The sequence below is a fragment of the Pantoea wallisii genome, assembly GCF_002095485.1.
Lineage (GTDB): Bacteria > Pseudomonadota > Gammaproteobacteria > Enterobacterales > Enterobacteriaceae > Pantoea > Pantoea wallisii.
Window position 1 is genome coordinate 1 of record NZ_MLFS01000025.1, and the last position, 14,492, is coordinate 14,492.

Genomic DNA, 14,492 nt, shown 5'->3' on the forward strand with positions numbered 1-14,492 from the left:
AGAACAGCGCTCCCTGGGCGATGCGCATTGGCGATCGCATCTGGGGCATTGATGCCGATTACCTCAGCGCACTCAGCCAGCTGAGCGGCACGCCCTTTACCCTGCAGAGCTATGCTGACCGCGACGCACAGCTGGCGGCGCTGCAGCGCGGCGATGTTGACCTGGTGCTGAGCAATCAGCACACCGATCTGCCCGCCGGCACGCTGCTCAGCGACAGCTGGTACACCAGCCCGATCCGCATCTATCGCAACCGGTACAATCAGCGCGCGGTGATGTTTAACAGCGACAACGCACAGCTGACGATAGCGGAGAGCACGCTGTCGCAGCTGCCGCCTGGGCTGGTGCAGCGCCATCGCTGGCATCCGCTGCCCGGCGATTTACAGGCGCTGTACGCGCTGCTTAACCAGCAGAGCGACTATCTGGTGGCGGATGAGGCCAGCGCCGGTTTCCTGCTCAGCCAGCTGCAGCAGGGGCAGATCTATCAGATCACGGCCGATCCCGGCGCCGGTGAGCTGTCGCTGCGCGCCCTGGCGCGCAATCCGGCCCTGATTCACTGGCTGAACAATCAACTGCGTCTGTTACCGGCTGAGTTCAGCAGCCGCGTGCAGCAGCGCTGGAGCCCGCCGCTGCTGCGCTATCAGGATACGCAAACCCTGATGCTCTCCGCCGCCGAGAAAGCCTGGCTGGCGCAGCACAATGAGATCCCTTACGCCGCCGAAGCCGATAACGCCCCCTGGAGCTACCGCGATGGCAGCGGCAACGTGCGCGGCTTTGGCATTGATTTACTGAATGCGCTGAGCCAGAGCACCGGCCTGCGCTTTACGCCGCGCTGGGTGAGCAGTCCGCAGCAGGCGGAGGCGCTAATGCAGCAGCAACTGGTGATGCTCAACCTGCTGCAACCGCTGTACGGTGACGATGCCGGCAGCAATACGCTGCCGGTATGGCGCGCGATCTGGGGCATCTATACGTTGTCCGGCCAGCCGCCCATGAGCTGGTCATCGCTCCGGGGCCAGCGCGTTGGCGTGCTGCGTGGCGATCTGGCCCAGCGCCTGCTGCCAGCCGGCATAACACCGCAGCTGTTCGATGACCGTGGGCAGCTGTGGCAGGCGCTGAATAGCGGCCAGATTGATGCGCTGGTGGATAACGTCCTCTCCGCCCGCTGGCGGATGGCGAGCCACGATGGCCACGGTGTGCATCTGGCGTTTGCCGCCAGCGACATCGCCTGGCCGCTGGCCCCGCAGGTGAGCGTGCAGCAGCCGCAGCTGCGCGCCCTGCTCGATCACGCACTGCAGCAGATCCCGCCTGATACGCTTAACCAGATGCGGGTCAGCTGGTCGCAGCCGCCGCAGCCCGGCACCACCATGGCAATGCGCAACGTGCCACTGATGATCCTGATCGCTGCCGGCATGATTATTCTGGTGCTGCTGATTTTGCTGCTGCGCCGCTATTTACAGCAGCGCCGCGAGCGACTGCAGCGCGAGCAGGCTGAACGCGCCAACGCCGCCAAAAGCCAGTTTCTCGCCACCGCCAGCCATGAGCTGCGCACGCCTATGCAGGCCATTCTGGGGCTGCTTGAGCTGGAGCAGCAGCAGCACCCCAGCCCCCGGCTGGCGTTGATGCACAGCAGTGCGCGCTCGCTGATGACCCTGTTGAATGATCTGCAGGATCACGCGCGCATCGAAAATCACAGCTTTCGCCTGACGCCGCGCCCGCTCGACCTGGCGCACTGGCTGCAGCAGCAGCAGCAGTTCTATCATCCGCTTATGCGTGATGCCGGACCGCAGCTGCGGGTGGAGGCACTGACCGCCCTGCCGCTGCGCGTGCAGCTGGATAGCGACCGTTTACAGCAGGTCGTGAATAATCTGATTGCTAACGCGCTGAAGTTTACCCGCCAGGGGGAGATTAGCCTGACGCTGGCGGTTAGCGATGTGATTACGCTGACGGTGAGCGACAGCGGCAGCGGCATTCCGCTTGATGAGCAGGCGCATCTGTTTGAGCCGTGGTATCAGGCCCCTTCCGGCAAAAGCCATGCGGTACAGGGAAGCGGCCTGGGGCTGTTTATCTGCCGGGAGATTGTACAGCGTATGGGGGGAACGTTAACGCTGGAGTCGGTGCCGGCGCGCGGTACAACGGTACAGCTGCAGCTGCCGCTGGAGCTGTGCGATGCTCCACCCGCTGATAACCCTGCACACTGGCCACACTATCCGCAACTGCGCGTCGCGCTGGTGGACGATCACCCCACTAATCTGCTGGTGATGCAGCAGCAGCTGGCGAGTTTTGGCGTTGAGGCAGCGGTATTTGAGGATGGTCGTGCCCTGCTGCGTGCCGATGCACAGCAGCCGTTTGACGTGCTGTTTATCGATCAGATGATGCCGCATCCGGACGGGCTGACGCTGCTGCGCATTTTGCGCCGTCGCCAGCGCCAGCGGGGACATCCTGCCCTGCGCGTGCTGTGTTCCGCCGATGTGCAGCTGCTGAAGCAGCCGCTGCAGGCGCATGAGGCGCAGCTGATCAAGCCCATCGCCCTGAGTGATATCGCACCGCTGCTGGCGCGCGCCGTTCAGGATCCGCTGGCCGTTCTCCCGCAGAGTCTGATGATTCTGGCGCAACATAATCCGGCGTTTATCCCGCGCATCTGTCAGACGCTGCAGCGCACGCTGCAGCAGGATCGCGATGCGCTGCTGTTCGCCCGTGATAGCGGCGACGATGCCGTGCTGGAGCGCGCTGCGCACCGGTTAAAAGGGAGCTGGCTGATGCTGGGCATGGATGCGGTTGCCGCGCGCTGCCAGCAGCTGATCGATCAGACAAAACAGCACCAGCCCGACCACGAGACGCTCAATTTACTGATATCATTAACAAACAGGTTACTTAACCAACTGGATAGTTATGGCACACACTCACTCTCACAGCGGGCATAACGGCAACCGCACGCGCCTGGCCGCCGCGTTTGGCGTTACCGCGCTGTTTATGATCGCTGAAGTGATCGGCGGACTGGTCTCCGGCTCGCTGGCGCTACTGGCCGATGCCGGCCATATGCTGACTGATGCCGCCGCGCTGCTGATGGCGCTGCTGGCTGTGCAGTTTGCCCAACGCAAACCCAATGCGCGACACACGTTCGGTTTGTTGCGCCTGACTACGCTGGCGGCATTTGTGAACGCTATTGCGCTGCTGGTGATCACCGTGCTGATTGTCTGGGAGGCGCTGCGCCGTTTTTACCAGCCGCAGCCGGTAGCGGGCGGGCTGATGCTGGGTATTGCCATTGCCGGTTTGCTGGCGAACCTGCTGTCGTTCTGGCTGCTGCACCGCGGCAGTGAAGAGAAGAACCTCAACGTCCGCGCCGCGGCACTGCATGTGCTGGGCGATCTGCTCGGGTCGGTGGGTGCCATTATCGCCGCGGTGATTATTATGGTGACCGGCTGGACGCCGATCGATCCCATTCTGTCGCTGCTGGTTTCACTGCTGGTGGTGCGCAGTGCCTGGGCTCTGCTGCGGGAGAGTTTGCATGAGCTGCTGGAGGGCGCGCCAACGCATATTCATGTCGATAAACTGGCGCGTGAGCTGACGCGCAACATCGACGAAGTGCGTAACGTTCACCATATTCATGTGTGGCAGGTGGGTGAGAAGCCGGTGCTGACGCTGCATGTACAGGTGATCCCGCCCTACGACCACGATGGATTGCTCAGGCGCATTCATCACTATCTGCACGAGCACTATCAGATTGCCCATGCAACGGTACAGATGGAGTATCAGCCGTGCAGCGGCCCGGAGTGCGAGCTGTGTCGCGACAGTGACAGCGCACCGCATGCCCATCACGAGCACGCGGCGCTGGATGGCCACGTTCACTCTCACCATTAACGGGACAGCGCACGTGACCCCTGCTCACGTGCGCTGCGCATCCACAGGCGCGAACCGTTCAGCGCGATCAGCGTCAGGATGACGTACTCCAGCGACATGGCATACACCCCCTGACGGGCAAAGATCATGACGCTGATAACGTTGATCACCACCCACAGCAGCCAGTTTTCAACGTATTTACGCGTCATCAGAATCATCGCCACAATCGACAGCACCATCATGCAGGAATCCCAGAAGGGGAAGGCATCCGGCTGCAGCTGCGGCATCGTGACGTTCAGGCCGGCACTCTGCATCAGGTCAACGGCAATACGCGTCAGGAAACCGAAGACCGGGTCGATATATCGCGTCATCAGGGCGATCGCAATCACGCAGGCTACGCCCCAGCCCAGCGCTTTGGGCAGCGGCAGCCAGCGGATTTTCAGTGCGGCTTCGTTGTCGCTGGTTTGCCGGCTCCATGCATACCAGCCGTAGACATTGGCCACAAAGAAGAACAGCTGCAGTAGCAGGCTGGCGTAGAGCTGAATCTGGAAGAAGATCACCGCGAACAGCGTGACGTTGATCAGGCCGAACAGGTAATTAATCAGTTTTTCCTGGCTGGCGAGCCAGATACACAGCAGCCCGGCGACTGTTCCTACCGCCTCGATCCAGGAGAGATCATAGCCCCCTACGCCAAGTGGAATATGTACCAGAATATTTTGCGTGCTAAAAAAGTCCATCGTCTGCACCTGTATGAAAGCCGCTTTAAGCGTTCCCTTTCACCCTGAGTTTGAGTTGTGCTGCAAAGTCTAGCATGCGGTTAAGCGGCAGCAGTGCCGCTTCACGCAGTGCGTCATCAACATGAATTTCATGCGCGCTGCCGCCGTGCGCCAGCCCCTGTGCAATCGCCTGCAGGCCGTTCATCGCCATCCACGGGCAGTGCGCACAGCTACGGCAAGTTGCCCCCTCGCCCGCCGTCGGCGCTTCCAGCAGCTCTTTATCCGGCACCGCCTGCTGCATTTTGTAGAAGATGCCGCGATCGGTGGCGACAATCATCTGCGGGTGCGGCAGGTCTCTGGCTGCCTGAATCAGCTGGCTGGTGGACCCGACGGCATCGGCAAGTGCAACAATCGCCTGCGGGGATTCAGGATGCACCAGTACCGCGGCCTGCGGATACAGCGCCTTCATGCGCTGTAACGCCTGGGTTTTGAATTCATCATGCACGATGCACGCCCCTTGCCAGCACAGTACATCCGCGCCGGTCTGCTGCGTGACGTAGCGACCCAGATGGCGATCCGGCGCCAGATGATCTTTTCGCCGCGGCTATCAAGATGCTCTATCAGCTCTACCGCAATGCTGGAGGTGACCACCCAATCGGCACGCGCTTTTACCGCCGCTGAAGTGTTGGCGTAAACCACCACGGTGCGATCCGGGTGCGCATCACAGAAACGGGTAAACTCCTCAATCGGACAGCCAAGATCCAGCGAGCACTCGGCATCGAGCGTAGGCATTAAGACGGTTTTTTCCGGGCTGAGTATTTTGGCTGTTTCCCCCATAAAACGTACGCCAGCCACCAGCAGCGTTTTCGCCGGATGCGTACTGCCGAAGCGCGCCATCTCCAGCGAATCCGCTACGCAGCCGCCCGTCTCTTCTGCCAGCGCCTGAATTTCCGGATCGGTGTAGTAATGCGCAACCATGACGGCATCGCGCTCTTTTAATAAGCGTTTAATTTCGCTGATGTAGTGGAATTTTTCATCCGGACTGAGACGTGCCGGTTTCGGCGGGAAGGGGTAGATCGCGCTTTCTGGATCGAACATCGCACTCATGACACCGCTCTCGTTTTATCTATTTAACAAAATCATCTGTTAAAGCGATGATGCGGGATTAATTCCGCCATCATGTTTTATATGCTAAACACGATAGCGGAAATGTCCGGGCGTGTCGTCTTTTTTATTCGGGCAGCAGCAGTTGTGTGCCTGCCTGCGCTTTTTGCGGACTCTCCAGCGCCAGCAGGAAGGCTTTGACCGTCAGGCCCCCTGCGAAGCCGGTCAGTTTGCCGTTACTGCCAATGACGCGATGACAGGGCGCCATGATGGAGAGCGGATTTTTGCCGTTCGCCGCCCCGACAGCGCGCACCGCTTTTGGGTTGCCAATCTGTTCAGCGATTTGCAGATAGCTACGCGTTTCGCCAAACGGAATAGTCAGCAGCGCCTGCCAGACCTTTTTCTGAAAATCGGTGCCGACAGTGTCATACGGCATATCGAACTGCTGGCGCTCCCCGGCAAAGTATTCACGCAGCTGACGCTCCGCTTCACACAGTACAGGATGGTGATCGTTGCGGCTGACAGGTTTAAGCGGTACGCGCTGCGCCCCTTCGTTTTCCCACAGGATGGCCGATAGGCCCCGATCGGTGGCGATCAGAGTGAGTTCCCCCACAGGGGTTGCGATGATTTTGGCGTGATACATGGTGCACCTCCGGCGTTGACTCTGTGAGCGAGTATCGCACTTTTTTCCGGCTAAACTGGCTGTTTTCGGTCATGAGCATAAACTGGTTAGCTGTCCGAAAGCAGCGAGTTTTTTCTCTAAGCCTGCGCGACCATGCCGTTTATTTGCCGGAGATGATGATGTTTGATCCTGACATTGCTTACCAGGCGCTTACCTCGCGCGATAGCCGTTTCGACGGACTGTTTTATGTCGGCGTAACTTCGACCGGGATCTACTGCCGTCCTATCTGTCCGGTTAAACCGCCCATGCAGAAGAACTGTCTGTTTTTTACCAGCGCCGAAGCGGCGGAGAAAGCGCACTTTCGTCCGTGCATGCGCTGCCGGCCAGAGCTGGCGCCAGGCTTCGCGCCGGTGGATAGCCACCATCGTATTGCTGACCGGCTGATTCGCCGTATCGAAGAGGGGCTGCTGGAAGAGCAGGAGACGCTGGCTGATATAGCCACCGAGTTCAACCTGAGTGAGCGGCAGCTACGGCGCGTGGTGCAGCAGGAGCTTGGCGTCTCCCCGCTTGAGTTACGTCAGACCCGACGTATGCTCCTTGCTAAGCAGCTACTGACCGAGACGTCGCTGCCGGTGACGGAGATCGCCTACGCCAGTGGTTTTCGCAGTTTGCGGCGTTTTAACGATGTTTTTCAGGCGCGCTATCGCATGTCGCCGTCCCGGCTGCGCAAAACGATTCAACCCACAACCATGGCAACGGTGCAGGAGAGTGCCGAGCTACGGCTGAGTTATCGTCCACCTTATGCATGGCAGGCGATGCTGACGTTTCTGCAGCAGCGGGTTATGAAGGAGGTTGAGTGGGTGGATGATGATGCGTATCACCGTACCGTGCGGCTGGGCGATTGCCGCGGCTGGGTGCGCGTGAGTCATCTGCCTGAGAAGCAGGCCCTGAAGGTACAGTTTTCGACAACGCTGACGCCGGTGCTGCCAGCCCTGCTGCGACGTCTGCGTGATTTGTTTGATCTGGATGCTCAGCCACAGCGCATTAGCGAGCAGCTGAGCCGCGATCCGCTACTGGCGGAGAGTCTGGCGCAGTATCCGGGATTGCGCGTGCCTGGCGCATTTGACGGCTTTGAGCTGGCCCTGCGCGCGATTCTGGGCCAGCAGGTGACGGTGAAAGCCGCGACTACGCTCAGCAGCCGGGTGGCAGCGCGCTTTAGCGAGTCGCTGGAGACGCCATGGCCGGCGTTATCACGTCTGCCGCCTGATGCCGCAGCGCTGGCCGCCGCGAGCGTGGAGGATATTGCCGGGCTGGGGATTGTCAGCGCGCGTGCCCGGGCGATTCAGTCGCTGGCACAGGCGTGTGCATCCGGCGCGCTGCGGTTCAATGGCGCACTCCATCCGGATGTGGTGCAGCAGCAGTTGCTGGCGATAAAGGGGATTGGGCCGTGGACAGCCAGCTATATCGCTATGCGCGCCCTGCGCTGGCCTGACGCGTTCCCGAAAGAGGATATTGCGATACGCAATAATCTTGGCGGCGTGAGCGCTAAGGTGGCGGAGCAGATGTCACAGGTGTGGCGTCCGTGGCGGAGCTATGCGGTGCTACATATCTGGAAGAGCCTGACGCCGGAAAAGCGTTAGTGAGATTTGGCATGATGTCGTTGCCAGAATAACTGTAAAGTGCCTTTCAGCCAAAGGGTACGGGGCGGTTGCGTAAAGTCGCCGTAAATACATCCCTGTAGGCTCTGCCGGCGCATCCCTGCGCCGGAAGCTTTACTCCACCGCCCCGTACCCTTCGGCTTCATGTTAACTCTCTGCACCTTGCTAAAAGCGCTGCAAAACTACAGCAGCTGAAATGCCTGGCAGCCAGAAAAGGTGGGTGCGGAGGAGCGAAGCGTCCGAGCCATGGATGGCGAGGCCGATCCACAGGGATGTGAGGTTCCTTTGCAATCCGCCCCGCCTTATCTGGCCTGAGTACGATTTCAAAGCAACATACCACTACGTAAAAAAGCAAAAAGGCGCCTTTAGGGCGCCTTTCTACATAAGTGGTGGGTCGTGCAGGATTCGAACCTGCGACCAATTGATTAAAAGTCAACTGCTCTACCAACTGAGCTAACGACCCGCTCGATATTGCTTACAACCTTAAACCTGATGGTGGGTCGTGCAGGATTCGAACCTGCGACCAATTGATTAAAAGTCAACTGCTCTACCAACTGAGCTAACGACCCATCAAGGTTGTGACGCAAACTGAAGAGAACATCTTAAGATGGTGGGTCGTGCAGGATTCGAACCTGCGACCAATTGATTAAAAGTCAACTGCTCTACCAACTGAGCTAACGACCCATCTTCAGCGCTGCCGATACTTGTTAAGATATGTCCCGGCAACGGCGGCATATATTACTGATTTAGCGGGAGGGCGCAACCCTTATTTTCTACTAAATCAGTCAACTGCTTACCTTTCATGCGGCAAGACCAGAAATCACACGAAATCCGGTCTTTGCTGCATCAATTACATACCAGAAAGGCGCTTCTGTGCCTGCTTCGCTGATTCAGTGTTGGGGAACTGCTTGATCACCTGCTGGTAGACCGCCTTCGCTTTCGCGGTGTCGTTCTTCTCCTGCATGATCACGCCAACCTTAAACAACGCTTCAGACGCCTTTGGCGATTTCGGGTAGTTTTTCACTACAGTGGCAAAATAGTAGGCAGCATCGTCCTTTTTGCCCTTGTTGTAGTGCAACTGGCCCAGCCAGTAATTAGCATTCGGCTGATAGGTGGAGTCAGGATACTTTTTGACCCACGCCTGCAGCGCAGTGATCGCCTGATCGTACTGCTTCTTCTCCAGAATCAGTGCGACAGCCGCATTGTAATCAGTATTGGCATCGCCGGTTTGCGCGGGTGCAGCAGCAGGTGCACTGGCACCGCTACCCGCATCAGCGTTTCCCGCTGCGGCACCTGCAGCAGCATCTGCCCCACCGCTCGCCTGCGCGCCATTGCTGCCGCTGCTCAGGCTATCGATCTGCTGATAAATCTGCTTCTGGCGCTCAATAACCTGATTCAGCTGATAACTGTTTTGCTGGATTTGCCCGCGCAGCGAATCGATATCGCTTTGGTTATCGCTCATCTGCTGCTGCAACTGCTGCAGAAGCTGAGCCTGGGCATTTGAGATACGTTCAAGAGTGGTGACACGGTCTTCGACCGAGCCTGAGCCAACGCTACTGATTGACGCCTGGGCATTAGCGGCCCAGGGGGCCGCTACGCCAACCAGTAACGACAGACTCAACAGATGAAGTCTGAAGTTACTAATCATGTGATTCTCTTAGTAAACCAGTACGGCACGACGGTTTTTAGAGTAAGCCGCTTCGTCATGACCCAGTACAGCTGGTTTTTCTTTGCCGTAAGATACGATAGACATCTGGTCAGCAGAAACGCCTTTACCCTGCAGGTACATTTTAACGGCGTTAGCACGACGCTCGCCCAGGGCGATGTTGTATTCCGGGGTACCGCGCTCATCCGCGTGACCTTCGATGGTCACTTTGTATGATGGGTTGCCACGCAGGAATGCCGCGTGCTGATCCAGCATCTGAGCATAGTCAGACTGCACGTCATACTTGTCCAGACCGAAGTAAACGATGTTGTTCTGCTGCAGCTGTTGCATCTGCAGACGCGCCTGCTCGTCAGAAGACATGTTGCCGTTCTGGCCAGCACCTGCGCCGTAAGCACCATCAGCGCCGCCCATGCCGGTCTGATCGTTGTTGTTGTTTTTGTGAGAGCTACATGCAGCCACTGCGATAACCGGCAGAGCCAGCATCAAACCCTTCAGCACTTTGTTCAGTTGCATTTCTTTATCCTATTATTTTGTTTGCCATACATTTTACTCCCCCGCAGCGCGGAGGAGCGATGCATCACAGATACGGCGACCAGGCAGGGAATTTGACCTGTCCATCAGTTGCCGGAAGACGCGCTTTGAAACGCCCATCGGTTGAAACCAACTGCAACACGGAACCCATCCCCTGAGTAGAGCTATAGATTACCATCGTGCCGTTAGGAGCCAGACTTGGCGTCTCATCCAGGAACGTGTCCGTTATTGTTTGAACGGCTCCCGTTACCAGATCCTGTTTGGCGACGTGCTGCGCGCCACCGGCGCTGCTGATCATCACCATTGTTTTACCGTCGGCTGACACATCCGCATCCTGGTTCTGCGCACCTTCCCAGGTAATACGTTGTGGCGCACCGCCGTTAACACCAACCTTATAAATCTGTGGCGCACCGGCCTGATCCGAGGTGTAAGCCAGCGTCTGGCTATCCGGGAACCAGGTCGGTTCAGTACTGTTGTAGCGACCATCGGTTACCTGACGCGTCTGGCCGGACGCCAGATCCATCACGTAGAGGTTCAGGCTACCGGTTTTTGACAGGGCAAAGGCCAGCTTAGAGCCGTCCGGTGAGAAGGCAGGTGCACCGTTGTGACGCGGATAGGAGGCCACCTGGCGAATCGCACCGTTTGACAGGGTCTGCACCACCAGCGCCGACTTACCGCTTTCAAAGGTCACGTAGGCCACTTTGCTGCCATCCGGTGACCAGGCTGGTGACATCAGCGGCTGCGGTGAACGGTGCACGACAAACTGGTTATAGCCATCGTAGTCAGAAACGCGCAGCTCATACGGGAACTGGCCGCCGTTGGTCTGGACCACGTAAGCGATACGCGTGCGGAAGGCACCTTTGATGCCGGTCAGCTTCTCAAACACTTCGTCGCTGGCCGTGTGAGCGGCATAGCGCAGCCACTGCTTTGTGACCTTAAAGGAGTTCTGAGCCAGCACGCTGCCTGGCGCGCCACCGGTATCCACCAGCTGATAGGCGACCTGGTAGCTGCCATCGGCGTTCGGCGTAACCTGCCCTACGACCACGGCATCAATGCCCAGTGCGCTCCACGCTGCCGGCTGCACTTCCTGCGCGCTGGCAGGCTGCTGTGGCAGACGTGAACGATCCAGCGGGTTGAATTTCCCACTGTTGCGCAGGTCAGCCGCGACGATACCACCGATATCTTCCGGGGCTGCGCCCGGGCCCGCCCACTGGAACGGAACCACACCAATAGGACGAGCGCTGTTTACGCCCTGCGTAATTTCAATGCGTACTTCTGCATGCAGCATGGCTGCCCACAGCAGTACAAAAAAACCTAAGGTTACACGAAGTGCCTGCTTCATCTTTTCTCCCTTACCTGAACCTGAGTTCACGATAATTCGCACAGTTCCTGAAAAACACGAGTATTCATAAAATACGGCAAGCTAACCTTAGTTCAACCTGCCGTAGGTTACTGCATTTATTAAGGCTTGAATTCCAGTGTCGCATCTTTTACTGCATCCCAAACCGCTGCACTTGGTGGCTTAGGAATACGCGCAAGGTTGGCGGCATTTAACGCGGCCTGGCACAGTGCCGGATCGCCCCCTGCAGAGGTTGCACTCTTCAGGAATCCATCTTCAGCCAGCCTGATTTTAACTTCACATTTCCGGCCCTTGTAGAGATCGGGATCCTGGAATTTCTGTTCAATCGCTGCCTGCACCTGGCCCAGATAACTTTCGATCGCTGCCCCTGAGGCGCCCGCTTTCTTCTGATTACCCTGCCCTGCTGCCGCGCCACCACCCGATGCCGCCCCACTCTTCGGAGCATTCTTACCGGAAGAGAGACCGCCTAACAGATCGTCAACGTCGCTCTCATTTTTCGACGCTTCAGCGGCCGCTTTCTTCTTCGCATCCGCTGCTGCCTTCGCTTTGGCGGCGGCATCCGCTTTGGCTTTCGCCTCTGCGGCGGCTTTCGCTTTTGCTGCCTCAGCTGCTTTCTCTTTTGCTTCCTGAGCGGCCTTGGCCTTCGCATCCGCCGCCGCCTGAGCTTTCGCTTCCGCATCGGCCTTCGCTTTGGCTTCCGCTTTGGCTTTCGCCTGCTCTACCGCTTTCTCTTTCGCTGCTTCCGCCGCTGCGGCTTTGGCCTGCTCTTCGGCTTTCTTCCTGGCGTCAGCCGCTGCCTGTTTCGCCTGCTCTTCCGCTTTGGCCTTCGCATCCGCCGCCGCTTTCGCCTGCGCATCAGCCTGCGCTTTCGCATCCGCTTTGGCTTTTGCTGCCGCCGCCTCTGCCGCTTTCTGCTGCTCCTGCGCCTGCTTCGCTGCGGTTTCCGCCGCTTTCTGCTGCTCAGCCTGCTGTTTTGCCTGCTCTTTCGCTTCCTGCTGCGCCTGTAAACGCTCTTTTTCCAGCTGTTTCAGACGCTGCTGTTCTGCGGCTTGCTTCTGCTGTAACTCTTCGGCCTGCTGCTGCGCCTGTTTCTGACGCTGCTGCTCGGCGCGCTGACTATCACTCTGCTGATTCTGCTGGCGGTTATACTGCTCAACCACGGCACCGGGATCGACCATTACTGCATCAATATCACTGCCGCCGCCGCCACCACTGGATTCGATATGTTCGTTAAACGAGCTCCAAATCAGCAGGGCGATGAGCACGATGTGCAGAATCACCGAAATGATTATCGCGCGCTTTAACTTCTCGTTCTGCTCGGTTGCCTTCGACACTCTCGGTTCCCAAAAACGGTTCGCTTTAAATCGGCTGCGTCATCAAACCGACTGATTTCACGCCAGCCTGATGCAACAGGTTCAGCGCCTTGATGATCTCATCGTAAGGCACATCCTTCGCCCCGCCGATCAGAAACACCGTCTTCGGGTTGGCTTCGATGCGGCGCTGAGCTTCACTTACCACCTGCTCAGGGGGCAACTGCGTCATACGATCGTGATCCACCACCAGGCTATACTGCCCTACCCCGGCGACTTCAACGATCACCGGTGGATTGTCATCACTGGAAACGGTTTTTGAGTCGGTTGCATCGGGCAAATCCACTTCCACGCTCTGGGTGATGATGGGCGCAGTCGCCATAAAGATCAGCAGCAGCACCAGCAGCACGTCCAGCAGCGGAACGATGTTAATTTCAGACTTCAGGTCGCGGCGCCCGCGACCACGGGTTCTGGCCATCGTAAACCTCGACTTACTTGCTGTTGTCGGTGGAGAAAGCCTGACGATGCAGGATAGCCGTGAACTCTTCCATAAAGTTGTCGTAACCCTGCTCCAGCTTGTTGACGCGCTGGTTCAGACGGTTATACGCCATAACCGCAGGAATCGCCGCGAACAGACCGATAGCGGTGGCGATCAGCGCTTCCGCAATACCCGGTGCCACCATCTGCAGCGTGGCCTGCTTTACCGCGCCGAGGGCGATAAAGGCGTGCATAATCCCCCACACCGTGCCGAACAGGCCGATATACGGGCTGATAGAACCCACGGTGCCAAGGAACGGGATGTGGTTTTCCAGCGCTTCCAGTTCACGGTTCATGGAGATACGCATGGCACGACCGGCGCCCTCAACCACCGCTTCTGGCGCGTGGCTGTTGGCGCGATGCAGACGGGCGAACTCTTTAAAGCCCGAGTAGAAAATTTGTTCCGATCCGCTCAGTTCATCACGGCGCGCCTGGCTCTCCTGATACAGGCGTGACAGCTCAACGCCGGACCAGAATTTGTCCTCAAACGCCTCGGCTTCACGGCCCGCAGCATTAAGAATACGCGTGCGCTGAATGATGATTGCCCAGGAGGCAATGGAAAAGCCGATCAAAATCAACATGATAAGTTTGACCAGAAGGCTCGCCTTCAGGAACAAATCAAGAACATTCATGTCAGTCACTGCTTGAACTCCGCGACAATAGACTTGGGAAGCGCAATCGGCTTCATTAGATGTGGGTTGATGCAGGCAATCAGGACATCCGCCTCATTGAGCACCTTGCCTTCTGCATTAACGATACGCTGCGAGAACGTCATGGTCGCGCGGGTCATTGACGTCACGTCGCTCTGGATCTCCAGAAGGTCGTCGAGACGGGCCGCGGCAATAAAGTCCACCGTCATACGCCGTACCACAAAAGCCACCCGCTCTTCCAGCAGGGCCTGTTGATTGAAATGGTGCTGGCGCAACATCTCGGTACGTGCTCGTTCATAAAAAGCAAGATAGCTGGCGTGATAAACCACACCACCGGCGTCAGTGTCTTCGTAATAGACCCGAACCGGCCAGCGAAACAGCGTTGTACTCACTCTACATCCCGGTCTCATTTTAAACGTTGCTACTATACGCAAGTGAGATCCGCTTGGGAATGGTCCGCCAGAGCCAGGAGAAAATAATTATCAGACGTTAACAACTGGAAGG

General features: G+C 58.0%; 12 protein-coding genes, 3 tRNA genes and 1 pseudogene. 3 read left to right on the plus strand and 13 right to left on the minus strand.

Annotated elements, in window-relative coordinates:
* Positions 1 to 2,918: ATP-binding protein (locus HA48_RS10675; protein WP_128601301.1), on the plus strand; the 2,918-nt coding region annotated here is incomplete at its 5' end.
* Positions 2,887 to 3,855, plus strand: a complete 969-nt coding sequence (zitB, locus tag HA48_RS10680; RefSeq protein ID WP_128601302.1) for a CDF family zinc transporter ZitB — start codon at positions 2,887 to 2,889, stop codon at positions 3,853 to 3,855. The genes HA48_RS10675 and zitB, both read left to right, overlap by 32 nt.
* On the opposite strand, the gene pnuC is transcribed toward zitB, so the two are convergent.
* The 3 genes and pseudogenes from pnuC to HA48_RS10695 all read right to left on the minus strand — a co-directional run bounded on the left by pnuC (position 3,852) and on the right by HA48_RS10695 (position 6,297).
* The gene (pnuC, locus tag HA48_RS10685) at positions 3,852 to 4,571 is read right to left on the minus strand and encodes a nicotinamide riboside transporter PnuC (protein WP_128601303.1); all 720 of its coding nucleotides are present in this window, start codon (positions 4,569 to 4,571) and stop codon (positions 3,852 to 3,854) included. The genes zitB and pnuC overlap by 4 nt on opposite strands.
* Before the next feature lie 25 nt (positions 4,572 to 4,596).
* Positions 4,597 to 5,657 (minus strand): annotated as a pseudogene (gene nadA / locus HA48_RS10690) (quinolinate synthase NadA).
* A 124-nt stretch (positions 5,658 to 5,781) separates the two neighbouring features.
* A complete protein-coding gene (locus HA48_RS10695) occupies positions 5,782 to 6,297 on the minus strand; it encodes a methylated-DNA--[protein]-cysteine S-methyltransferase (RefSeq protein WP_128601304.1) in 516 nt (171 codons plus the stop codon).
* Positions 6,298 to 6,455: 158 nt separating this feature from the next.
* On the opposite strand from HA48_RS10695, the gene HA48_RS10700 reads away from it, so the two are divergent.
* Positions 6,456 to 7,916: an AlkA N-terminal domain-containing protein gene (locus HA48_RS10700; protein WP_128601305.1), complete on the plus strand. Its 1,461-nt coding sequence runs from the start codon at positions 6,456 to 6,458 to the stop codon at positions 7,914 to 7,916.
* Positions 7,917 to 8,321: 405 nt separating this feature from the next.
* On the opposite strand, the gene HA48_RS10705 is transcribed toward HA48_RS10700, so the two are convergent.
* The 10 genes from HA48_RS10705 to ybgC form a co-directional block, all read right to left on the minus strand.
* Positions 8,322 to 8,397: transfer RNA gene (locus HA48_RS10705), tRNA-Lys, on the minus strand.
* Between the two features lie 30 nt (positions 8,398 to 8,427).
* Positions 8,428 to 8,503: transfer RNA gene (locus HA48_RS10710), tRNA-Lys, on the minus strand.
* A 39-nt stretch (positions 8,504 to 8,542) separates the two neighbouring features.
* A tRNA-Lys gene (locus HA48_RS10715) sits at positions 8,543 to 8,618 on the minus strand.
* 166 nt (positions 8,619 to 8,784) lie between these two features.
* Positions 8,785 to 9,582 carry a cell division protein CpoB gene (cpoB, locus tag HA48_RS10720; protein ID WP_128601306.1) on the minus strand — a complete coding sequence of 266 codons (798 nt, stop codon included), beginning with the start codon at positions 9,580 to 9,582 and terminating at the stop codon, positions 8,785 to 8,787.
* Positions 9,583 to 9,591: 9 nt separating this feature from the next.
* The gene (gene pal / locus HA48_RS10725) at positions 9,592 to 10,113 is read right to left on the minus strand and encodes a peptidoglycan-associated lipoprotein Pal (protein WP_128601307.1); all 522 of its coding nucleotides are present in this window, start codon (positions 10,111 to 10,113) and stop codon (positions 9,592 to 9,594) included.
* Positions 10,114 to 10,177: 64 nt separating this feature from the next.
* Positions 10,178 to 11,473, minus strand: coding sequence for a Tol-Pal system beta propeller repeat protein TolB (gene tolB / locus HA48_RS10730; RefSeq protein WP_128601308.1), 1,296 nt, complete (start codon positions 11,471 to 11,473; stop codon positions 10,178 to 10,180).
* Between the two features lie 119 nt (positions 11,474 to 11,592).
* A complete protein-coding gene (gene tolA, locus HA48_RS10735) occupies positions 11,593 to 12,825 on the minus strand; it encodes a cell envelope integrity protein TolA (protein WP_128601309.1) in 1,233 nt (410 codons plus the stop codon).
* 25 nt (positions 12,826 to 12,850) lie between these two features.
* Complete coding sequence (gene tolR, locus HA48_RS10740) at positions 12,851 to 13,279, minus strand: colicin uptake protein TolR (RefSeq protein ID WP_021508530.1); 429 nt, start codon at positions 13,277 to 13,279, stop codon at positions 12,851 to 12,853.
* 13 nt (positions 13,280 to 13,292) lie between these two features.
* Positions 13,293 to 13,979: a Tol-Pal system protein TolQ gene (gene tolQ / locus HA48_RS10745; RefSeq protein WP_128601310.1), complete on the minus strand. Its 687-nt coding sequence runs from the start codon at positions 13,977 to 13,979 to the stop codon at positions 13,293 to 13,295.
* On the minus strand, positions 13,976 to 14,380 hold the full coding sequence (gene ybgC / locus HA48_RS10750) for a tol-pal system-associated acyl-CoA thioesterase (RefSeq protein ID WP_128601311.1): 405 nt from the start codon (positions 14,378 to 14,380) through the stop codon (positions 13,976 to 13,978). Before ybgC ends, tolQ begins: the two co-directional genes overlap by 4 nt.
* Positions 14,381 to 14,492: the final 112 nt, after the last annotated feature.

What these genes read in the sequence shown, in the direction of transcription:
- zitB (WP_128601302.1), top strand. Translation starts at nt 2,887, where the DNA reads ATGGCACACACTCACTCTCACAGCGGGCATAACGGCAACCGCACGCGC.
- pnuC (WP_128601303.1), bottom strand. Translation starts at nt 4,571, where the DNA reads ATGGACTTTTTTAGCACGCAAAATATTCTGGTACATATTCCACTTGGC.
- HA48_RS10695 (WP_128601304.1), bottom strand. Translation starts at nt 6,297, where the DNA reads ATGTATCACGCCAAAATCATCGCAACCCCTGTGGGGGAACTCACTCTG.
- HA48_RS10700 (WP_128601305.1), top strand. Translation starts at nt 6,456, where the DNA reads ATGTTTGATCCTGACATTGCTTACCAGGCGCTTACCTCGCGCGATAGC.
- cpoB (WP_128601306.1), bottom strand. Translation starts at nt 9,582, where the DNA reads ATGATTAGTAACTTCAGACTTCATCTGTTGAGTCTGTCGTTACTGGTT.
- pal (WP_128601307.1), bottom strand. Translation starts at nt 10,113, where the DNA reads ATGCAACTGAACAAAGTGCTGAAGGGTTTGATGCTGGCTCTGCCGGTT.
- tolB (WP_128601308.1), bottom strand. Translation starts at nt 11,473, where the DNA reads ATGAAGCAGGCACTTCGTGTAACCTTAGGTTTTTTTGTACTGCTGTGG.
- tolR (WP_021508530.1), bottom strand. Translation starts at nt 13,279, where the DNA reads ATGGCCAGAACCCGTGGTCGCGGGCGCCGCGACCTGAAGTCTGAAATT.